Genomic DNA, 20413 nt, shown 5'->3' on the forward strand with positions numbered 1-20413 from the left:
CCGCCCTCAGCGGTCCAACGCGGCAGCCAGCGCCTCGGGCCGGCTGAGGGCCAGCAGATGCCCGCCGGGCAGGCGCTCGGGCGTGACGCCGAGCCGCTGCTGGGCCACCCGGGTCTGGAACTCGGCCGGGAAGAACCTGTCCGCGCCGCCGCTCAGGACCTCGGTCGGCACGTCGGGCCACGCATCAAGCGGCCAGGGCTGCGCGAACGGCGTGCCCGACTGCGGTGACCCACCCGCCATGGCCTGGTCGGTGATGTCCTGCGGCACGTCGTGGAAGAAGTACACCAGTGGATCGAACGGCCCGTCGGGAGAGCGGCCCTCGCGCCTGTCGCACTCCCGGCGGGCCTGGTCCTGCCCGGTGTTGGTCCACCAGTCGCCGCCGGTCTCACCGGGCGCCGGGATCATCGCGTTGACCAGGACCAGCCGCGAGACCGGCAGCCGACTGCAGACCAGTGGCGCGGTCAGGCCGCCCATCGACTGGGCCACCACCACCAGATCACCGCGGTCACCGGCCGCCTCGACCACTGTTTCCGCGTACTCCGGCAGTCCCGCGCTGTCGTCCGCGGCCGGGAGGTCGACGGCGATCGCCTCGTGGCCGCGCTGCTCCAGCAGGGGAACCAGGCGGTGCCAGTACCAGGCGTCGCCGCCGGCTCCCGGGATCAGGATGCACGTCGTCACGGTGCGAATTTAGCACCAGACAGTGCTGTAGCGATACCATCAGCGGATGGCGCGCGCATACGACGATCCCTGCGGTCTGGCCCGGGCGCTCAACCTGGTCGGCGACAGATGGGCGTTGCTGATCGTCCGTGAGTTGCTGCTCGGACCGAAGCGCTTCACCGACCTGCGGCGCGGCCTGCCCGGCGCCAGTCAGAGCATGCTCACCGCCCGGCTCGCCGAGTTGGAGGAGGCGGGAGTGGTGCGCCGGCGGCGTCTCGGGCCACCGGCGGGCGTCCGGGCGTACGAGCTGACCGAATGGGGGCGGGACCTCGAACCCGCCCTGCTGGGGCTGGCCAGGTGGGGCAGCCGGGGTCCGCTGACCTCGTCGGCGCAGCTGAGCGTCGACGCGCTGGCCCTCGCCATGAAGACCACCTTCGACCCGGCCGCGGCGCGCGACTTCGCCGTACGGTGTCAGCTTCTTCTCGACGGCGACAGCCTGCTCGTCACCGTCGAGGACGGACGCGTCGACGTGGTACGCGCCGACGCCGCCGATCCCGACCTGGTGATCCGGGCCGGCGCCGGGACCTTCCGCTCGCTCATCTTCGGTGGCGTGCCGTTGCATGCCGCCGACGTCGTCGTCCGGGGCGACGGCGAGGTCGCGGCCCGCCTGCTGCGGCTGTTCCGGCGCCCCACGCCGGCCGATGGCCCACAGTGACGAAGCGAATGCTTTCAGCTACCTCTCAGGTGGCGTTGGTAGTCTCCCGGCGCGGCGTGATCCATTATGGACGCCGTTGATCTCGTTGCGGCACAAGGGTTCCAGGTGAATCTCTCCCCGGATCCCGGGTGCCGCACGTCCGGTGGCCGTCAAGGGAGATGTTCGTGGTGTTCAAGAGGATGCTGGGCGCGTTCGGGGTGGGCGGCCCCGCTGTCGACACGGTCCTGGCCAATCCGGGTACCCGCCCGGGGCTGATGCTGGGCGGGCAGGTGAACCTGACCGGCGGCAGCCACGACGTGGAGATCGACCACATCACCGTCGGGCTGGTCACCCGGGTGGAGATGGAGGGCGCCGAGCAGGAGTACGACGCCCTCGTGGAGTTCCACCGGGTCCAGGTCGCCGGCGGTCTGCGCCTGTCCGAGGGACAGCAGATGTCGCTGCCGTTCCAGGTGGCGATGCCGTGGGAGACGCCGGTGACCGACCTGTACGGGCAGCGCCTGCACGGCATGACGATGGGACTGCGCACCGAGGTGGCGATCCGCGGCGCCGTGGACAAGGGCGACCTCGACCCGGTGTACGTGCACCCGCTGCCGGTGCAGGAACGCATCCTGGAGGGCTTCGGCCGGCTCGGATTCCAGTTCAAGGGCGCCGACCTGGAACGCGGGCACATCTCGGGCCTGCGCCAGAGCCTGCCGTTCTACCAGGAGATCGAGTACTACGCCGCCCCGCAGTACGCCCACGCCGTCAACGAGGTCGAGCTGACCTTCGTCGCGAACGAGTACGGCGTAGACGTCGTGCTGGAGTTCGACAAGCGCGGTGGCCTGTTCTCCGGTGGCCATGACTCCTTCGGCCGCTACCACGTCGCGCACACCGACGCCGACCAGGTCGACTGGGCCGCTCAGGTCGACGCGTGGGTCCGCCAGGCCCTCGACGGCTACCAGCGCATGCACGCCGGCCACGGCTACGGACAGCCCGCCTACGGCGCGCCCGGCTACGGGCACGCCGCGTACGGCCACCACAAGGAGGAGCACCACGAGCGGCACGGTGGCCCGGGCATGGGCGCCGTCGCCGCGGGCGTGGTCGGCGGCGCCGCGCTCGGCTTCGCCGGCGGGATGCTCGCCGACGAGGTGTTCGACTCCTTCGGCGACGACGAGGGCGGCGACGAGGAGGAGTGAGCCCGGGGATCCACAGTGGATCTCTGGCACCGCTTCATGATCTAATTCCGTCAGGTTTGTCCGCAACCGGTCGGATTGCCCGACCGGAAGTCGAAGGAGTGTGCATGCCCGTCACCGCCGACCTCACCAAGCTGGTCGACAAGGCCTACCAGGACAAGACCCTCACCGAGATCGTCGACGCCCCGGTGTCCGCCCTCGCCGGGGTCAGCGACGGCGACGCCAAGCTGCTCAAGGACGCCTTCAACATCACCACCGTCGGCGACCTCGGCCGCAACCCGTACTTCCGCACCGCCAACGCCCTGGTGGCCCTCACCGGCGCCAAGTAGCGCCATCGCCGATGCCCGGTGGCCCGGGAAGCGTTCCGGGCCACCGGGCATCGGGATCGAAACGAGCCGGGACCGCGGCTGTCGCCGTGCCCGGCCGTTTGCGATCATCCGGTCCGGGTACCGCAGGGGAATGACCGACAACGACCGCCACGTGTGGCGCGACGAGGACCGCACTCCCCTGCACGAGCTGGACCAGGCCATCGCCCGGTCGGCCACGGACGGCCAGGGCGACGACGTCACCGCCAACGACGCCGGCGAGGAGGCCGCGTTCGGGCACGGCCCGGAGGCGGTGGACCGGGGCGCCGGCCCGGAGGCCGAGCGGCGCGAGATGACCGATGCGGACCGGGCCTACCGGCCGTCGACGATCGGGCGGACCGGCCCGGACAGCATGTGATCCCCGGACGGCTGCGGGCACCCGTGCCGATGCCCGTGGCCGCCGGATTCATGCTCGGCCGATACGACAAAAAGTGCGGTACGGACAGCCAGGAAAACGGACAGCCCATCCAGAATCGGCCGAACGGCTGACGGCACTCCCCCTGTCGCGCGCAAGACTTTCGGGATGCAACAGGGCTCCGGTTTCCTCTCCAACCGTCAGCGCAAGCTCGCTTGGCTGGGCTTCCTGCTCGCCGCGATCCAGGCTCCGGTCTCCGCCCGGTTCACCGAGGACAGCTCCTGGCTGTTCAGCCTGGTGGTGGCGCTGATGGTCGCGACCGTGATCATCGCCGACGACGGCGCGCGCCGCCGTCCGGCCGACGCCCGCTCCTCCGACTGAGTCAGCGTGTGCCGGGGCGCGCCTCGTGCCCCGGCATCCCCCGGCTGCGGCGGCGTTCCTTCATCTCGGCCTCGTAGAGGTGCCGCCGGCCCTCGACCAGCTCGTCGCGGGCCTGCCGGTCCAGCTCCCGGAAGAGCGCGTAGTACCCGTCGTCGAAGTCCTCGACGATCTGGAACGTCCACCGCCCGGCGATGACGTTGCGCCCGAGCAGCTCCCGGTCGATCCGCTCGGCCAGACCCGGGTGCCCGGCGCGGCGGAACATCTCCACGGCGTCGTCGAGCATCAGATCGGCGTGGCCGATCAGCTGATGCAGCTCGTAGAGGTGCCCGCGTGCCCGCTCGACGCACTCCAGGGCCTCGCTGAGCCTGCCCAGCGCCTCGACCGTGGCGTCACTCACCCCGTCGGGGCGGCGGTGCGCCCGGTCCGGGCCGTCGGCCAGATGTCCCATGGTGTCCCTCCGTGGGGCTGCTGCGTGCTCCTCGTGCCGGACTTCTGCCCCCGCACGGGCGACTCAATCCCCGCGGACGACGTGGCCGCTCTCCCGGACGACCCCGCAGTCCGCCGGTCGGCCGAGGTCGGTCCGCACCGGACGGCGTTAGCCTCGGACACCATGCGCGTGCCGAACAACCGGGTCGCGACCCGCTCCGCGGCAGTGGCCGCGCGGTCGACCCTCACCACGCTGACCGCCGCCGTCGGCACCGCCGGCCTCGCCGCGGCCCACGCGAACCCCGGGCTGCTCGCCGAGGTCGACCAGCACGCCGCCGGGGTACGCGACAGCCTCCGCGGCGACCGCCACCCGCTCACCGTGGCGGCGCTCGCCGGATACGCCGAGGGGCTGCGCGACGCGGCGGCGGAGCACGGCTGGACGCCGCCGGCCGAGCCGGTGGACTGGTCCGCGCCGGACTGGGTGCTCACCCGCCTGCTGGCGGTCTGCCTGCTGGCCCGCGGACTCGACCCGCGTCACCTGGCCTGACCGGCAGCCGGCCGGACCCGGACACGGTTTCGGGGCGCCCGCCACCATCCCGCGGACACCCCGTCACCCGTTGCCGTCAGCCTCCCGGCCGGCGGAACTGCTGCGTCTCGTCGCCCATCTCGCCGGAGCGGTACGTACCCGCGCCCGACATCGACGACTGCGGCGCGGCCGGCGTCGGCTGCCCGCCCCGGTCGGCCATCTTGCGTTCGTAGTCGCCCCGGCCGGCCTGCTGCGCCTGCCGCTGCTGCCGGATCGCCCGGGACTCCTCGGCGGCCCGGTGCAGCCAGCCGTCCCAGCGGTCCTGCATCGGCTTGACCAGACCACCACCGACACCGACGATCAGGATGCCGGCCACGGTGGCGAGGAAGGCCACGAGCACCGGTGTGGTCACCGTGGTGGCGATACCCACCTGGTTCAGCGCGGCGATGATGCCGAGCGCCAGGATGAAGATCGCTGTCACGTCGGCCAGCACCCGGCCGTACGAGAGCCCGCCGAGCGCGCCGGAGACCAGGTCCCGGACGGCGTTGGCGATGGCGGCGGCGATCACCACGATCACGATCGCCACGAAGGCTCTCGGCAGCCAGGACACCACCCCGCGGATCAGGTCGCTGATCGCGTTCGGCCCCCACACCCCGAAGGCGAACTGCAGGGTGAACAGCAGGACCGCGTAGTAGGCCAGTTTGGCCAGGATGTCGCTGGCGTCGTACTTGGTGCGTTCCAGGGCCCGTTTGATACCGCCCCGTTCCACGGCGCGGTCGAACCCGACCCGTTCCAGTGCCGCGTCCACGATTTTGAGTACGGCTCTAGCGATGAGCCAACCCACGACGAGAATCGCGATGAACGCGATCGCCCGCGGTACGAAGAGCAGCACCGACCTCCAGAAGTCGGTCCAGGCCGCACCGATGTCGACCTGCCCGACCGCGAGGGTTTTCGGCATGATGTCCCTCCTGTCGCGTGAACTGCGCCGCCCGCATACCCGGTGACCTGGGCAGCACTCCGAGCCGGACCGGGCCAATTTCCCGACATGGGTGATCGAACCGGCCGTGACCTGCCCGAACGTCCGCGCCGCCGGAAGCCGGGACCCGCCACGAACGCATGATCGGAACCAGCCCGCCACGCTCCGGTTAGGCTGCGGTCATGCCAGGCACCGTCGGTCGGGTTCCCACACCGCCCGCCCCCGCACCGGGAGCGCCCGCCGATCCCGTCGTCCACGGGCCGCCCGCGCAGACCGGTCATCCGTGGGCCGGCACGCCGCTGGGCGCACCGCAGGGCTGGGATCCGGCGGTACGCGCCGTGATGGACGTGGTGCTCGCCTCCCCGGTGCCGATGGCGCTGCTCCTCGGCGACGACCTCGTCGTCTTCTACAACGACGGGTACGCCGAGCTGATCGGCGACCGGCACCCGCACGCGCTGGGCCGGCCGGCGGCCGAGGCGTTCGCCGAGGTGTGGCGTGATCCCGGCGCCGGCGAGGCGCTGGAGCGCGTCTACCGGCACGGTGAACCGTTCCTGCAGCGGGAGGCGGTGCTGCCCGCCGACCGGCAGGGTCCGGCCGAGCCGGCCGTGTTCACCCGCGGGCACTGCGCGGTACGCGACTCCACCGGCCGGATCGTCGGCGTGCTCACCGTCTCGGCGCAGACCACCCAGCTGACCCAGCAGTTGCAGAGCCTGAGCGACTTCGCGGCGGCGCTGTCCGGCACGCTCACCCTGGACGACGTGGCCCGGGTGACGCTGCGCTACTGCCTGCACTCCTTCGACGCGGACCGGGTGTCGTTCGCGGTGGACGAGGGCAGCGCCTGGCGGCTGGTCCGCCGCATCCGCGGCGAACTGCTCGACGAGGCCGACGAGCGGCTGCCGCCGCTGTGGCGGCGGATGTCCGCCGAGTCGGCGCTGCCGGCGGTGGTGTCCGCGCGCAGCGGCGTGGCCTCGTTCACCGCCGACGGCCAGCCGCTGCGCGGCGTCGCGGCGGACCGGCACGACGAGAAGATCCGCGCGCTGGCGGCGCTGCCGCTGCGCACGAGTGTGGTCCGTGGCTCGCTCACCATCGGTTACCGGGAGCCGCGTCCGTGGTCCCCCGCGGAACGGGCGCTGCTCGCCGCGTCGGCGGAGCTGGTCGGCCAGGCCGCCGAGCGGGCCCGCCGCTTCGAGACCCAGCACGGCACCGCCCAGATGCTGCAACGCAGCATGCTGCCGGAGCGGCTGCCGGACCTGCCCCGGCTGCGTATCGCCGCCCGGTACGACCCGGGCGTGGACGGCAACGCCGCCGGCGGCGACTTCTACGACGCGTTCCTGCTGCCCACCGGCGCGCTCGGGGTGGTGCTGGGCGACGTGGCCGGGCACGACGTGCAGGCCGCCGCCCGGATGGGCCAGGTGCGCGCCGCGCTGCGCGCGCTCGCCCTGGTCGACCCCCGCCCGGACGCGGTGCTCGACGGCCTGGACCGGCTGGTCGCCAGCCTCGGCGTCGAGGGCGGCACCCAGGAGCTGTTCGTCACAGTGGTGTTCGGCGTGATCGACGCGGACCGGGAACTGGTCACGCTGGCCAGTGCCGGGCATCCCGCGCCGCTGATCCGGCGCGCCGGACCCGACGCGGCGGTGGCCGAGTTCGTCGACGTGCCGCCCGCTCCTCCGCTGGGCCTGGGCGGGCGGGCGCGTACCGCCACCGTGCCGTTCCGCCCCGGTGACACCCTGCTGCTCTACAGCGACGGCGTGGTGGAGCGCCGCTGGCAGGACGTGGCCGCCGGGATGGCGGGGCTGGGCGCGGCGGTGACCGGAGCGGCCGGCGGGGACCCGCGCGCGCTGTGCGCTGTCGCGACCGCCGCGGTGCCGGGCGCCACCGAGGACGACGTGGCGGTGCTCGCGGTGGAGTACGCGGTCCGGCCGAGCCGGTCGGCGAGCATGGAGGTGCCGGCCGAGCCGACCGCGCCGAGCCGGGTCCGGCACTGGATGACCGCGCAGCTCACCGAGTGGCAGGTGCCCGAGGCGGTGATCGGCGCGGCGGTGCTGTGCACGAGCGAGCTGACCACGAACGCGCTGCTGCACGCGGGCACCGCCGCCCGGGTCGAGGTCGACCTGTCCGCGGAGCGGCTGCTGGTGTCGGTGGCCGACTCGGGCACCCGGGGTCAGGTGACCCGCGCCCAGACCGACACGCTCAGCAGCCGGGGGCGTGGGCTCGGCCTGATCGAGGAGCTGAGCGACGCCTGGGGGACCGACCCGACCGTACGCGGATCGACTGTGTGGTTCGAGATCCTCATCCCGGCGGACGGACCGCGCGTCGGCGACGCCCCGGCCGGGTAGGAGCCGGACATGACCGACGACAAGCGCCGCGGTGTCCTCTTCGACGTGGACGGCACCCTGGTCGACACCACGTACCTGCACACGGTGAGCTGGTGGGAGGCGCTGCGCCAGGCCGACCACCGGGTGCCGATGGCGCGGATCCACAGGTCCATCGGCATGGGCTCGGACAAGCTCCTCGACCACCTGCTCGGCGCGGAGCGCGACCGGGACGCCGACGGCCGGCTGCGCGACGCCCACGACGCGCTCTACGGCGAGTACTGGGAGCGCCTCACGCCACTGCCCGGGGCGCGGGAGCTGCTGCGCGCCTGCGCGGAGCGCGGGCTGCGGGTGGTGCTCGCGACCTCGGCCGCCGAACACGAGGTGACCGCGCTACGGGCCGCGCTGGACGCCGACGACGTGATCGACTCGGTCACCTCGTCGGCCGACGCGCGGGAGAGCAAGCCGGCGCCGGACATCCTGGTCGCCGCGCTGGAGCAGTCGGGGCTGGCCGCCGAGCGGGTGGTGTTCGTCGGCGACTCGGTCTGGGACGTCGCCGCCGCCGGCAAGCTCGACATCCCCTGCATCGGGCTGACCTGCGGCGGCACCGGCCGCGCGGAGCTGGCCGGCGCGGGCGCGGTCGCGGTGTACGACGACCCGGCCGCGCTGCTGGACGCCCTGTCCGACAGCGCCATCGCCTCGCTCGGCTGAGCGGCGGTCAACCGGCGGGCGCGCGCAGGCTTAGCCGGGTCCGCTTCGGGGCACTGCTGGACTCCACCGCCCGGCCGCCGGGCGTCGGAAGGGTGGTGCCGTGGAACCGGTCGATGTCGCGTTCGCTCTGCTGGGCGTCGGTGCGCTGCTGGCCGGGGTGCTGCCCCGGGTGCTGGAGCGACGGCCGCTGTCGATGCCGATCGCGTTCCTCGGGCTCGGCATGCTCGTCTTCGTGCTGCCCACCGGTCTGCCCACACCGGATCCGCTGCGTTGGCCGGAGCTGACCACCCACCTCACCGAGGTCGGCGTGATCGTCGCGCTGATGGGCGCCGGCCTGAAGATCGACCGTCCGTTGAGCTGGGCCCGCTGGTCGTCGACGTGGCGGCTGCTGGCGATCGCCATGCCGCTGTGCATCGCCGCGGTGGCGCTGCTCGGCTGGTGGTGGGCCGGGCTGGTGCCGGCCGCGGCGCTGCTGCTCGGCGCGGCGCTCGCGCCCACCGACCCGGTGCTCGCCTCCGACGTGCAGGTGGGCGAACCGACCGATGTGGAGGACTCCGAGGACGAGGTGCGCTTCGCGCTCACCTCGGAGGCGGGCCTGAACGACGGGCTGGCCTTCCCGTTCGTGTACGCGGCCATCGCGATCGCCACCACCGGGCTCGCGCCGTCCGGCTGGCTCGGCGAGTGGTTCGCGGTGGACGTGCTCTACAAGCTCGCCGCCGGGGTGGGCGGCGGGCTGCTCGTCGGCTGGCTGCTCGGCAAGCTGTTCTTCCGCGCCCCGAGCAAGCTGCGGCTGGCCCGGCACTCCGAGGGGTTCCTCGCGCTGGCCGCGACGTTCCTCGCGTACGGGCTGGTCGAGGTGATCGGCGGGTACGGCTTCCTGGCCGTGTTCGTGGCCGCCCGGGCGATCCGGGCCGCCGAGCGCACCCACGAGTTCCACTCCGTGCTGCACGACTTCGCCGAGCAGGTGGAGCGGCTGCTCACCGTGCTGTTGCTGCTGCTGTTCGGCGGCGCGGTGATCGGCGGGCTGCTCGCGCCGCTGACCTGGCCGGCCGCGCTGGCCGGGTTGGCCCTGGTGCTGGTGATCCGGCCGCTGGCCGGGTGGCTGTCGCTGCGCGGCGCGCCCGGCAAGCCGGCCGAGCACTGGGTGATCTCGCTGTTCGGCATCCGCGGCGTCGGCTCGTTCTACTACCTGGCGTACGCCACCAGCAAGACCGACTTCCCGCAGGCGGAGCTGGTCTGGGCCACAGTCGGTCTCGTGGTGGTGGTCTCGGTGGTGGCGCACGGCATCGCCGCGACACCGGTCATGCAGTTGCTGGACCGGGAGGGTGAACGCACCGGCGAGGACACGCGGGCCGGGTCGGCGGCGCAGCCGGTGGGCGCCACCGGCTGAGCGCGCCCCGGTTCAGCCCAACCGGGCGGCGAGCGCGCGGCCGAGGTCCCGGCCGGAGCGCCAGGCGGTCTGCACGCGCGGGCGGCCGAACGCGTCGCCGGCCAGGCCGATGCCGTCGTCGTCCAGGTGGAACGTGGCATCCCCGGCGTGCGCGGCCGGGGTCGCGTACGTCCAGCGGTGCACGTGGGTCGACAGCGCCGGCTCGGGCAGCCCGAGCAGGTCGCGGACCGCCTGCTCGATCGCCTCGCGGGCGGCGGTGGGCTGGAGCAGGTGCCGGGCGGCGAACCCGGCGGTGGTGTGCGCTACGAGCACCGGCGCGCCGTCGCCGCGCCGGTCGCCGTCGTCGCAGACCAGGCTGAGCACCGGGTGGTCGTTGACGAACGCGCCCCGGAAGTCCGCCCAGCGGCGGGCCGGGAAGTGCAGCACCCCGGTCAACGCGGACGACCACCGCTGCGCGGCCACCGCCCGGGTCGCCTCGGCCAGCGCCGGGTCCAGCAGCAGCGCGGCCTGCGGGCCGGGCATGGCGAGCACCACCGCCTCGGCCTCGGCGCCGTCGGCCCGGGGGCCCGGCTCGACTGTCATCACCAGCCGGTTGTGGGTCACCGGAAGGTCGCCGGCCAGGTGTTCGACGAGCGAGCGCAGCCCGCGTGGGGCGGCCCACCGCATCGGGCCGGTGACCTGCTCGCGTCCGCCCGGCCCGTACGCGGCGAGCGTGTCGGTCCACTCCCGCGCCAGCCCGGCCGCCCGCCACCGGTCCACCACGGCGGCGAAGTCCGGGTCGTCGACGGTGAAGTACGCGGCGCCCAGGTCGGCCGGGCGGCCGTCGAAACGCTTGCTGGCCATCCGCCCGCCGGTGACCCGGGCGCGCTCGCGCAGCCGTACCGGGATCCCGGCCCGCGCCAACTCGGTCGCGCACGCCACTCCGGCGATGCCCGCGCCGACCACCACCACGCCCGCCCGGTCCGTCGTCACCAGGTGATCGTAGGCGGCGGCCGGCATGAACCCGGCGGCCCGGGGGTAGTGGAACACCTGTTCGAGGAGAGGTGATGAGCATGGCCGACCGCGCCAGCACCAACGGCAGGAACGTGAACCCGGACGCCGCCGTCAAGGACCCGGACGACTGGGTCACCGGCGACGAGCCGCCCACCGCCGCCCAGGAGTCGTACCTGCACACGCTGGCGCAGGAGGCGGGCGAGCCGGTGCCGGAGGGCCTGACCAAGGCCGAGGCGTCCCGGCGGATCGACGAGTTGCAGGCGGAGACCGGCCGGGGCCGCTGAGCGGTCAGCGCGGGGGCAGGCGGTGCAGCTCGACCCGGTCGAGCCGCCCCGCCGCCACCCGCGCGGTCAGGTACGTCGCGTGCGGCTGCGCCCGCCGGTCGGTCGGCGAGCCGGGGTTGAGCAGCCGCAGGCCGCCCGGGGCGACGCTGTCCCAGGGGATGTGCGAGTGCCCGAAGACGAGCAGGTCGCAGTCGCCGTACGCGGCGGCGCAGCGCTCCTCGCGGCGGGTCTTCGGGCCGGTCTCGTGCACCACGGCGACGCGCAGGCCGTCCAGCTCGACCCGGGCCACCTCGGGCAGCCGGGCGCGCAGCTCCGGCCCGTCGTTGTTGCCGTACACGGCGACCAGCCGGCGCGACCGCGCCTCCAGCGCGTCCAGCAGCGCCACGTCCACCCAGTCCCCGGCGTGCACCACGACATCCGCGGCCTCCGCGGCCGCCCACAGCGGCCCCGGAAGATCCCGCGCCCGCTTGGGCACGTGCGTGTCCGCCATGATCACCAGCTCCACCCCCTCATCCTCCCCCACCCCCCCTCTTTCCCGCGCCGATCATGAGGTTGGCGGCACTCGGGGAGATCGACTACGCCGTCAACTTCATGATCAACGCGGAGAGGCGGCGCGGGCGGCGGCGTCGGTGATGCGGCCGGCGGCGGTGATCAGGCCGATGTGCGAGTACGCCTGCGGGAAGTTGCCCATCTGCTCGCCGGTGTCCGGGTCGACCTGCTCGGCGTACAGGCCGAGGTCGTTGGTGCGGGCCGCAAGGCGTTCGAACAGCCGCCTCGCCCGGTCCAGTTCCCCCGCCTCGGCCAGGCCGGCGGCCAGCCAGAACGAGCAGATCACGAACCCGGCCGGGTCGCCGTCGAAGCGGCGCAGCAGCCCGTCGCGGGACAGCCGCCGCTCCAGCACGTCCATCGTGGCGCGCATCCGTGGATCGCTCGCCGGCAGGAAGCCGACCAGCGGCATGACCAGCACCGAGGCGTCCAGGTCGTCGGAGCCGAACACCCCGGTGTACGCGCCGACCCGCTCGTTCCAGCCCCGGGCGAGCACCGCCGCCCGCACCTCGTCGCGCGCGGCGGCCCAGCGGGCCACGTCGGCCGGCTCGCCGATGCGGGAGCCGAACCGGACCGCCCGGTCCAGCGCGGTCCAGCACTCCACCTTGGAGGAGACGTAGTGCCGCTGCGGGCCGCGCGCCTCCCACATCCCGGCGTCGGGCCGGTGCCAGCCGCGTTCGGCCTGGTCGGCGAGCGTGCGCAGCAGGTCACGCACCTCCGGTGACATGGGGTCGAGGTAGTAGCGCATCAGCCAGGCCGCATCCAGCACCTCGCCCAGCACGTCGTTCTGCCGCTGCCGCCAGGCGTCGTTGCCGACGAGCACCGGCCGGCTGCCGGCGTACCCGGCGAGGTGGTCGAGGTCGTGCTCGGTCAGGTCCCGCTCCCCCTCGACGCCGTACATGATCGGCACCGGCTCGTCGCCGATCCGGCCCATCGCCCGCGCCACCCAGGTGAACTGCCGGTCCGCCTCGTCCGGGCAGGCGGCCCGCCACAGCGCCTGGAGGGTGAGGCTGAAGTCGCGCAGCCAGACGTAGCGGTAGTCGTAGTTGCGGTCGCCGCCGAGCCGCTCCGGCACCGAGGTGGTGGCCGCCGCGACGACCGCGCCGCTGGGCGCGTACGTCATGCCCTGCACCGCGAGCGCGCTGCGCCGCACCTCGTCGCGGTACTCGCCCTGGTAGTCGTGCAGCGCCGACCAGGACCGCCACCCGGCCACCGTCTCGGCGATCACCTCGGCGGCGTCGGGCAGCGCCGGTTCGGCGCCGGCGTACGTCGGGGCGTACCCGAGGGTGAAGCGGTGCGTGCTGCCGGCGCGGGCGGTGAACCGCCCGGTGGCGGCTCCCCCGGCGATGGTGAGCGGGACGTCGGCGCGCAACTCCAGGCGGCAGGCGCCGGCGGTGGCGCGGATCACGCCGTCGCGTTCGGTCAGGTAGGCGCCGACGCGGCCGTACTCGAAGCGGGGCGCGTAGTCGACGCGCATCGTCACCTCGCCGGTGAGCCCTTCCACCAGCCGGGCCAGCACCCGCGGCGAGCGCATCCCGATGTCGTGACCGCGCGCGCCGGGCTCCAGCGCCAGCGCGTCGGTGACGGCCACCGTGCCGGTCGCGGTGGCGAAGACGGTACGCAGCACGAGCGCGTCGTCCAGGTAGGAGCGCGTGCTCGTCGACTGCTCCTCCGGGCGGATGCTCCAGTGCCCGGCGTCCTCGTCGAGCAGGCGGCCGAACACCGACGGCGCGTCGAACCGGGGCGGGCACCACCAGTCGACCGAGCCGTCGCGGTCGACCAGGGCCGCGCTGCGCCCGTCGGCGAGGAAGCCGTGCTCGCTGATGTGTCGGGTCGGCACGGGTGTGGCTACCCGGCGCGGGGCGTCGGCATGCCTCGCCACATCGGTCCGGGCCGGTGCGTTACCGCTGCCCGGCGAGGGGAACGCGGCGGGTTGACGAAGGAGGATGCTCATGACCAGACCCTCGACTCCGACCACGGCCTGGCAACCCGGCATGCCGGGCAGCGACAACCTCCCGTCCGGCCCGGGCGGTCGCCCGACGCCGCCGAGCGGGGACGGGCACGGACCGCAGGCCGGTTCGGCGACCGTCACAATCGGCTCGTACCCGGACTATCCGTCCGCCCAGCGGGTGGTGGACTATCTGGCCGACAACCGGTTCCCGGTGGAACGTACCTCGATCGTCGGTACGGACCTCACGCTCGTGGAGACCGTGATGGGACGGCTCACCACGGGCCGGGCGGCCCTGCTCGGGGCCGGCACCGGCGCCTGGTTCGGTTTGTTCATCGGGTTGCTCTTCGGCATCTTCACCGCCGGCAACTGGCTCGCGGTGATCCTGGTCGGCCTGGTGATCGGCGCGATCTGGGGTGCCGTGTTCGGCGCTGTCGCGCACGCGATGAGCGGCGGTCAGCGTGACTTCACGTCGGCCAGTTCGCTGCGGGCCGCCCAGTACGCGGTGACGGTGGACGCGGAGATGGCCGGGCAGGCCCAGCAGCTGCTCAGCCGGATGCACCTGACACCGACGGGCGCCACCGCCCGCTGACCGGCAGGGCGATGAGGGGAGGGCCGGGCGGCCCTCCCCTCATTCGTGGTACGCGCGCTCGCCGGCGCGCAGCGGCACGTCCACCCGGTTCTCCGGCGGGGCCAGCGGGCAGGCCCACCTGTCGTCGTAGGCGCAGCTGGGGTTGTAGAGGTAGTTGGCGTCCAGCCGGACCCGGTCGCCGGGCAGCACGGTCAGGCCGCGGCCGAACGTGCCCTTCACCGTGTCGGTGAGATACCGGCCCCCGCCGTACGAGCCGTCGCCGCAGGTGGCGTCCCGTACCGGCAGGAAGAGTCCGCCCCCGTACGCCTCGATCCACCAGAGCGTGAGCGGTCCCCACGGCGTGTCGGCGACGGCCACCCGCCGGTACGCGACCACGCCGTCCGGGCCGCCGGTGTCGATGCGCAGCTCGCCGGAGGTGGCGCGCAGCGGCGCCTCGACCACTGCCGACGGGTCGGGCGGGTACCAGCGCAGTCCGGTGAAGCCGGGCCGGTCGGCGGGCGGCACCGGGCTGCTGGGGTGGGTGCGGAACAGCTCGTCGCGGGCGGCCCGGAAGCCGGCCAGGTCGAGGTCGGACAGGTAGAGCGCCGCCACCCGCTCCCGCCAGTCGAGCAGGTCGAGATCGTCCATTCCCCGACCCTAGCCGGGCGGCCCGTTCAGGTTTTAAGAAGCCCCCTAAGGCGCGCTGGTCCGCGCACGCCAGGGCCACTTGTTTAAATTTTAAATAGTGCTACTCTCGGAGCCATGACGGAGAGCCTGGACGCCGAGCGGATGGCCTGCTGGCGCGCGTACATCGAGTCGAGCCAGCGGCTGTTCACCCGGCTCGAGGACGACCTGCGCGCCGACAGCGACCTGAGCTTCGCCGACTACCACGTGCTGGTGCTGCTCTCCGAGGCGCCCGGCCAGCGGCTGCGCATGGGGGAGCTGGCCGACCGGCTGGTGTTCTCGCCGAGCCGGCTGACCTACCAGATCACCACGATGCGCAAGCGCGGACTGGTGGCGAAGGAGGCGTGTCCGGCCGACCGGCGCGGCAGCGAGGCAGTGCTCACCGCGGCCGGCCTGTTCGCCCTTCGCGAGGCCGCGCCGCACCACCTGCGCTCCGTGCGCGCCCACCTGATCGACGACCTCGACGACGCCGAGGTCGCCTGCCTCACCCGGGTCTTCGAGCGGCTCGGCCGGCGCCTGCGCGCCGACCGCACCGCGTCGTCCGTCCCGGCCGACAAGTAAGGAGCCCCGCGATGCCCGCGATCACCGTCGACGACGTCCTCGTCCTGCCCCGCCTGCCGAAGCTCGGCGAGGCCACCGAATACCGCTCCGTCCGCCGGGTCGCCACTGCCCCCAGCGGGTACGAGGGCGAGGGTTTCCCGGTCCGCCGGGCCTTCGCCGGCGTGCCGATGACCGAGCTGGACCCGTTCATCCACCTCGACCAGATGGGCGAGGTCGACTACGCGCCGGGCGAGCCGAAGGGTACCTCCTGGCACCCGCACCGCGGCTTCGAGACGGTGACCTACATGATCGACGGGATCATGGACCACCAGGACTCGACCGGTGGCGGCGGCACCATCACCGACGGCGACACTCAATGGATGACGGCCGGAAGTGGCCTGCTTCACATCGAGGCGCCGCCGGAGCACCTGGTGATGAGCGGCGGGCTGTTCCACGGCCTGCAGCTCTGGGTCAACCTGCCCAGCATCGCCAAGATGAGCGCGCCCCGCTACCAGGACATCCGCGGCCGGGAGTCGGCGCTGCTCACCACGCCCGACGGCGGCGGCCTGATCCGGGTCATCGCCGGCGAGGTCGCCGGGCACCAGGGTCCGGGCTCGACGCACACGCCGATCACCATCGCGCACGTCACGTTGCAGCCCGGCGCCGAGCTGAGCCTGCCGTGGCGGTCGGACTTCAACGCGCTGGTGTACGTGCTGGCCGGCCGCGGCACCGTCGGCACCGACCGGCGGCCGATCCACCTCGGCCAGCTCGCCGTGCACGGGCCCGGCGAGGCGCTGCGGATCACCGCCGACCGGACGCAGGACTCCAACGCCCCGGCGCTGGAGCTGTACCTGATGGGCGGCCAGCCGATCCGCGAGCCGGTGGCACACTACGGCCCGTTCGTGATGAACACCCGCGCCGAGCTGATCCAGGCGGTCGAGGACTTCCAGGCCGGCCGGCTCGGGGTGATCCCGACCGGGCGGGTGCCGCACAGCGACGGCCAGGGCGACCGGCCCTGACCTGTCAGGGGCGCCCCGGTCCGCCGGGGCGCCCGGCCGCGGTCTCAGGAGACGGCGAAGATCCCGGCCACGCCGAGGATCACCATCAACAGGACCGCCACCAGCGCACCCCGCTCACCCTCCACCGCCTGGTCGCGGTCGTCGGTCACGGTGTTCGTCGTCTCGGCGGGCATGTCGGTGCCTCCTCGGTGTCGCGATCCAGGGGTCCGGCGTACCCCTGGCGCGCGGCACCCACGCGACCTGCTGCTCGCCGTGCGGGGTCCTGCCGGGGGTCCTACCGTGTGAGGACGTCGTCGACCTCGGGGGTGGAACGTGACTCTGCGGGACTGGTTCCTCACCGCACAGGAACGCGCCAACCTGGGGTCTGAGTTACCCGTCTGGACCGATGGAAACCTCGCCGAGCCGTTGATTCACGGAGCCGCGTACTTCGACCGCCTGGTCAGCGAGGTGGAATCGCTCACCGCGGGCGATCATCTGTTCTTCACCGACTGGCGCGGCGACCCGGACGAGCGGATGCGCCCGGACGGCCCGACGGTGGCGCAGTTGTTCGCGCGGGCCGCCCAGCGCGGGGTGATCGTCAAGGGCCTGATCTGGCGCTCCCACCTCGACACGCTGTCCTACAGCGAGGCGGAGAACCGCGACCTCAGCGAGGCGATCCGGGCGGCCGGCGGCGAGGTGCTGCTCGACCAGCGGGTCCGGCGCGGTGGCTCGCACCACCAGAAGCTGGTGGTGCTGCGCCATCCGGGCGACCCGAGCCGGGACATCGCGTTCGCCGGCGGCATCGACCTGTGCCACAGCCGCCGCGACGACGCCGGCCACGCCGGCGACCCGCAGCCGATCGGCATGTCCCCCCGGTACGGCCCCACGCCGCCCTGGCACGACGTGCAGCTCGCGGTGCGCGGGCCGGTCGTCGGCGCGCTCGACACCACGTTCCGGGAGCGGTGGACCGACCCGATGCCGCTGGACTCGGAGAACCCGATGGCGTACCTGCGGGACCGGCTGCGCGGCTCCGACCTGCGCCCCGACCCGCTGCCCGAACAGCCCGCCGACCCGCCGCCCTGCGGGCCGCACCACGTGCAGGTGCTGCGCACCTACCCGGCGGTGCGGCCCCGCTACTCGTTCGCCCCGGACGGCGAGCGCACCGTGGCCCGCGGCTACACCAAGGCGGTACGCCGGGCCCGGCGGCTGATCTACCTGGAGGACCAGTACCTCTGGTCGACCGAGGTGGCGGAGCTGTTCGCGCAGGCGCTGCACGAGCATCCGGACCTGCACCTGGTGGCGGTCGTGCCCCGGCACCCGGACGTGGACGGCCGGCTCGCGCTGCCGCCGAACATGGTCGGCCGGGAGCAGGCGCTGTCGCTGTGCCACCGGGCCGCGCCGGAACGGGTGCACGTGTTCGACGTGGAGAACCACGACGGCACGCCGGTCTACGTGCACGCGAAGGTCTGCGTGGTGGACGACGTGTGGGCCAGCGTGGGCAGCGACAACTTCAACCGCCGCTCCTGGACGCACGACAGCGAGTTGTCCTGCGCGGTGCTCGACGACACCCGGGACACCCGCGCGCCGGCCGACCCGGCCGGGATGGGCGACAGCGCCCGGGTGTTCGCCCGCGACCTGCGGCTGCGGCTGTGGCGCGAGCACCTGGACCGTGATCCCGGCGGCACGCAGGACGACGACCTGCTGGACCCGGCGGACGCGGTGGCCTCGATCACCGCGGCGGCCGACGAGTTGGACCGCTGGCACGCCGGGGGCCGGGCCGGTCCCCGTCCGCCGGGCCGGTTGCGGCCGCACCGCCCGGAGCGGCTGCCCTGGCGTACGCGGCTCTGGGCGCTGCCCGCGTACCGGCTGGTCTACGACCCGGACGGCAGGCCGCTGCGCGCCCGGCGGGCCGGCACGTGGTGACGGTCGCGCACCTCGTCGGGCACGTTCGGGCGGGCCGGATAGGCGAACGAGACCCGGGGCGAGTAGAACCCCCAGCACACGTGCAGCGGGTTGGCCGGCCGCAGCGCGTGGACCGGATGCTCCGGCGCCGGGAACTCCACCGACTCGACCTCGAACGGTGACACCGGCTCGGCCACGTACGGATAGTCGGTGACGATCAGCTCGCCGTCGCGGCCGGTGAGGTAGCGGTGGTGGCCGTTGTGGACCTCGGTGCCGGTGTGCCCGACCCGGGCGGTGACCCGGATCAGCAGCGTGCCGTCGCCGGCCCGGGTCTCGGCGGTGAGCCGGTCGCCCCGCAGGTCCAGGCGCGTCTCCCCGGCGGCGGCGGGCGCGCCCCGTGCGGCGGCGTACCGCCGGACCCGCTCGCTGGAGGAGAAGTAGTGGGTCCACCAGCCACCCGGCGTCCCGCCGTCGGGCGGATCCATGTCCGTCAGTGAGACACCCAGGTAGGTGAGCGAGTACGCGCCGAAGCCGGAGGTCTGTGTCTCGTCGTCGACCACGTACTGGTTGACGAAGACCTGACGCTGCGGGTGCGGACGCAGACCGGCGGGCAGCAGGGTCTCGACCACGCCGGGATCCGCCGGGAGCCAGCTGAACAGCAGCGTCCGGGCGTTGATGACGAGTTGCGGCGCGGCGGGATCCAGCACGGTGCCTCCGTTGACGTGTCGCTACGGACGGTACGGGCGGTCCCGTCGGCGGGACAACGACAGAAAGGCGACACTTCGCCCACCTGTCGGATTCCGCGTTGACCGATCGGGGCGCGCTATGCCCGGAAAAACGAGGTCCATACCCCGCCACACCTTAAGTACATCGTACTTTCGGCTAGATTTCGGCAGCACGATCGGGCTATGGTGGCTCCCGAACGTACTACCGTCACCTAAACCTGAGCGTCACGTCTTTTTCTTCCGCGGACGAGGTGCAGGGAGGACCACCCATGACCGCCCACACGATCAGCGCCCCGGCGACCACGCCGGCCGGCTCCGCGAAGCTCGACCCCCGCTCGCTCACCGACAGCGCCGCCGACCTGCTCGCCGCCATGGCCGCGCTGCCGGCCGGCCACCCCTCGCGGCCCGCGCTGCGCGACCGCGCCATCGAGGCGTGGCTGCCGCTGGCGAACCACCTGGCCCACCGCTACAGCGGCCGCGGCGAACCGAACGACGACCTGGCGCAGACCGCCGCGATCGGCCTGATCAAGGCGATCGACAAGTTCGACCCGTCGCGCGGCGTCGACTTCGCCGGCTACGCGATCCCCACCATCATCGGTGAGCTCAAGCGCCACTTCCGCGACCGCACCTGGGACATCCGCGTCCCCCGCCGGTTGCAGGAGCTGCGCCTGGCGATCTCCGACGCCAACAGCACGCTGCTCCAGACGCTCGGCCGCTCGCCGACGGTCGCCGACATCGCCGCCCACCTCAAGCTCACCGAGGAAGAGGTCCTCGAAGGCCTGGAGGGCGCCCGCGCCTACAACGCGGTGTCGCTGTCCACGCCGACCGGCGACGGCGAGCGGGCCACCGAGCTGGGCGACCTGCTCGGCGGCGAGGACGGCGAGTTCGAGCTGGCCGAGACGCGCGTCGCCCTCGGCCCGGCGCTGGCCACGCTCGACCAGCGCGAGCAGAAGATCCTCACGCTGCGCTTCTACGGCAACCTGACCCAGTCGCAGATCGCCGAGCAGATCGGCGTCTCGCAGATGCACGTGTCCCGGCTGCTGGCCCGGGCCCTGACCAAGCTGCGCGGTCAGCTCGACGGAACGTACTAGCAGGTGGCGGCGGCCGGGTCGGCGGACCCGGCGCAGCGGTCCACCCGGCCCGGTCGGCGGTGCGCCGGCCGGGCCGTTCCGTGTCCGCCCACCGGGGCCGGTGCGACAGCCCGCCGGGGGCGGGTGCGAGAGTGGGTCGGTGCTC

At 73.5% G+C, this 20413-nt stretch carries 24 protein-coding genes; 15 read left to right on the forward strand and 9 right to left on the reverse strand.

Features of this window, described 5'->3' with window-relative positions:
• Window positions 1-6: 6 nt before the first annotated feature.
• Window positions 7-678, reverse strand: coding sequence for an alpha/beta fold hydrolase (locus MCBG_RS08725; RefSeq protein WP_043325036.1), 672 nt, complete (start codon window positions 676-678; stop codon window positions 7-9).
• A gap of 46 nt (window positions 679-724) precedes the next feature.
• Between MCBG_RS08725 and MCBG_RS08730 the strand changes: the two genes are divergently transcribed.
• From MCBG_RS08730 to MCBG_RS08750, 5 genes are all read left to right on the forward strand, one after another.
• On the forward strand, window positions 725-1372 hold the full coding sequence (locus tag MCBG_RS08730) for a winged helix-turn-helix transcriptional regulator (RefSeq protein ID WP_181373718.1): 648 nt from the start codon (window positions 725-727) through the stop codon (window positions 1370-1372).
• 164 nt (window positions 1373-1536) lie between these two features.
• Window positions 1537-2547, forward strand: a complete 1011-nt coding sequence (locus MCBG_RS08735) for a sporulation protein (protein WP_043330353.1) — start codon at window positions 1537-1539, stop codon at window positions 2545-2547.
• Window positions 2548-2651: 104 nt separating this feature from the next.
• Entirely contained in the window at window positions 2652-2873 is a 222-nt protein-coding gene (locus MCBG_RS08740; protein ID WP_018788305.1) for a hypothetical protein, read from the forward strand.
• A gap of 130 nt (window positions 2874-3003) precedes the next feature.
• Window positions 3004-3267 (forward strand): hypothetical protein, encoded by a 264-nt coding sequence (locus MCBG_RS08745; protein WP_030270328.1) that lies wholly within the window; start codon window positions 3004-3006, stop codon window positions 3265-3267.
• A 165-nt stretch (window positions 3268-3432) separates the two neighbouring features.
• Window positions 3433-3645: a hypothetical protein gene (locus MCBG_RS08750; protein WP_030499856.1), complete on the forward strand. Its 213-nt coding sequence runs from the start codon at window positions 3433-3435 to the stop codon at window positions 3643-3645.
• Between the two features lies 1 nt (window position 3646).
• Here the strand turns inward: MCBG_RS08750 and MCBG_RS08755 are convergent, their stop codons facing one another.
• Entirely contained in the window at window positions 3647-4093 is a 447-nt protein-coding gene (locus MCBG_RS08755) for a hypothetical protein (RefSeq protein WP_030499855.1), read from the reverse strand.
• Between the two features lie 162 nt (window positions 4094-4255).
• Between MCBG_RS08755 and MCBG_RS08760 the strand changes: the two genes are divergently transcribed.
• Window positions 4256-4618, forward strand: coding sequence for a DUF6401 family natural product biosynthesis protein (locus MCBG_RS08760; protein ID WP_043330355.1), 363 nt, complete (start codon window positions 4256-4258; stop codon window positions 4616-4618).
• Window positions 4619-4694: 76 nt separating this feature from the next.
• Here MCBG_RS08760 and MCBG_RS08765 read toward each other — a convergent pair whose 3' ends face one another.
• Window positions 4695-5555, reverse strand: coding sequence for a mechanosensitive ion channel family protein (locus tag MCBG_RS08765; protein ID WP_043325037.1), 861 nt, complete (start codon window positions 5553-5555; stop codon window positions 4695-4697).
• Between the two features lie 200 nt (window positions 5556-5755).
• On the opposite strand from MCBG_RS08765, the gene MCBG_RS08770 reads away from it, so the two are divergent.
• The 3 genes from MCBG_RS08770 (at window position 5756) to MCBG_RS08780 (ending at window position 9986) form a co-directional block, all read left to right on the forward strand.
• Window positions 5756-7909, forward strand: a complete 2154-nt coding sequence (locus tag MCBG_RS08770) for an ATP-binding SpoIIE family protein phosphatase (protein ID WP_043325038.1) — start codon at window positions 5756-5758, stop codon at window positions 7907-7909.
• A gap of 9 nt (window positions 7910-7918) precedes the next feature.
• Window positions 7919-8596: an HAD family hydrolase gene (locus MCBG_RS08775; protein WP_043325039.1), complete on the forward strand. Its 678-nt coding sequence runs from the start codon at window positions 7919-7921 to the stop codon at window positions 8594-8596.
• Between the two features lie 100 nt (window positions 8597-8696).
• On the forward strand, window positions 8697-9986 hold the full coding sequence (locus tag MCBG_RS08780; RefSeq protein WP_043325040.1) for a cation:proton antiporter: 1290 nt from the start codon (window positions 8697-8699) through the stop codon (window positions 9984-9986).
• Window positions 9987-9998: 12 nt separating this feature from the next.
• Here the strand turns inward: MCBG_RS08780 and MCBG_RS08785 are convergent, their stop codons facing one another.
• Complete coding sequence (locus MCBG_RS08785) at window positions 9999-10937, reverse strand: NAD(P)/FAD-dependent oxidoreductase (protein ID WP_043330356.1); 939 nt, start codon at window positions 10935-10937, stop codon at window positions 9999-10001.
• A gap of 101 nt (window positions 10938-11038) precedes the next feature.
• Between MCBG_RS08785 and MCBG_RS08790 the strand changes: the two genes are divergently transcribed.
• On the forward strand, window positions 11039-11263 hold the full coding sequence (locus tag MCBG_RS08790) for a DUF3072 domain-containing protein (protein ID WP_043330357.1): 225 nt from the start codon (window positions 11039-11041) through the stop codon (window positions 11261-11263).
• Between the two features lie 4 nt (window positions 11264-11267).
• Here the strand turns inward: MCBG_RS08790 and MCBG_RS08795 are convergent, their stop codons facing one another.
• Both MCBG_RS08795 and MCBG_RS08800 read right to left on the reverse strand, forming a co-directional pair.
• A complete protein-coding gene (locus MCBG_RS08795; RefSeq protein WP_043325041.1) occupies window positions 11268-11768 on the reverse strand; it encodes a metallophosphoesterase family protein in 501 nt (166 codons plus the stop codon).
• 90 nt (window positions 11769-11858) lie between these two features.
• Window positions 11859-13649 (reverse strand): glycoside hydrolase family 15 protein, encoded by a 1791-nt coding sequence (locus MCBG_RS08800; RefSeq protein WP_043325042.1) that lies wholly within the window; start codon window positions 13647-13649, stop codon window positions 11859-11861.
• Between the two features lie 112 nt (window positions 13650-13761).
• Between MCBG_RS08800 and MCBG_RS08805 the strand changes: the two genes are divergently transcribed.
• Window positions 13762-14349, forward strand: a complete 588-nt coding sequence (locus MCBG_RS08805; protein ID WP_043325043.1) for a general stress protein — start codon at window positions 13762-13764, stop codon at window positions 14347-14349.
• 39 nt (window positions 14350-14388) lie between these two features.
• Here the strand turns inward: MCBG_RS08805 and MCBG_RS08810 are convergent, their stop codons facing one another.
• Window positions 14389-14976 carry a DUF1684 domain-containing protein gene (locus MCBG_RS08810; RefSeq protein ID WP_043325044.1) on the reverse strand — a complete coding sequence of 196 codons (588 nt, stop codon included), beginning with the start codon at window positions 14974-14976 and terminating at the stop codon, window positions 14389-14391.
• A 114-nt stretch (window positions 14977-15090) separates the two neighbouring features.
• Between MCBG_RS08810 and MCBG_RS08815 the strand changes: the two genes are divergently transcribed.
• A complete protein-coding gene (locus MCBG_RS08815) occupies window positions 15091-15573 on the forward strand; it encodes a MarR family winged helix-turn-helix transcriptional regulator (protein WP_043325045.1) in 483 nt (160 codons plus the stop codon).
• Between the two features lie 11 nt (window positions 15574-15584).
• Window positions 15585-16571, forward strand: coding sequence for a pirin family protein (locus MCBG_RS08820; protein WP_043325046.1), 987 nt, complete (start codon window positions 15585-15587; stop codon window positions 16569-16571).
• Window positions 16572-16615: 44 nt separating this feature from the next.
• Here the strand turns inward: MCBG_RS08820 and MCBG_RS34765 are convergent, their stop codons facing one another.
• Entirely contained in the window at window positions 16616-16744 is a 129-nt protein-coding gene (locus tag MCBG_RS34765; RefSeq protein WP_255292629.1) for a hypothetical protein, read from the reverse strand.
• A 139-nt stretch (window positions 16745-16883) separates the two neighbouring features.
• Here MCBG_RS34765 and MCBG_RS08825 point away from each other — a divergent pair, with 139 nt between their 5' ends.
• Window positions 16884-18473: a phospholipase D family protein gene (locus tag MCBG_RS08825; RefSeq protein WP_043325047.1), complete on the forward strand. Its 1590-nt coding sequence runs from the start codon at window positions 16884-16886 to the stop codon at window positions 18471-18473.
• Here the strand turns inward: MCBG_RS08825 and MCBG_RS08830 are convergent.
• A complete protein-coding gene (locus tag MCBG_RS08830) occupies window positions 18422-19159 on the reverse strand; it encodes a hypothetical protein (RefSeq protein WP_043325048.1) in 738 nt (245 codons plus the stop codon). The two genes, MCBG_RS08825 and MCBG_RS08830, sit on opposite strands and share 52 nt — an antisense overlap.
• Before the next feature lie 287 nt (window positions 19160-19446).
• Here MCBG_RS08830 and MCBG_RS08835 point away from each other — a divergent pair, with 287 nt between their 5' ends.
• The gene (locus MCBG_RS08835; protein WP_043325049.1) at window positions 19447-20268 is read left to right on the forward strand and encodes a SigB/SigF/SigG family RNA polymerase sigma factor; all 822 of its coding nucleotides are present in this window, start codon (window positions 19447-19449) and stop codon (window positions 20266-20268) included.
• The last annotated feature ends 145 nt before the right edge of the window (window positions 20269-20413 follow it).

Source organism: Micromonospora sp. M42 (genome assembly GCF_000568915.1).
Classification (GTDB): Bacteria; Actinomycetota; Actinomycetes; order Mycobacteriales; family Micromonosporaceae; genus Micromonospora; species Micromonospora chalcea.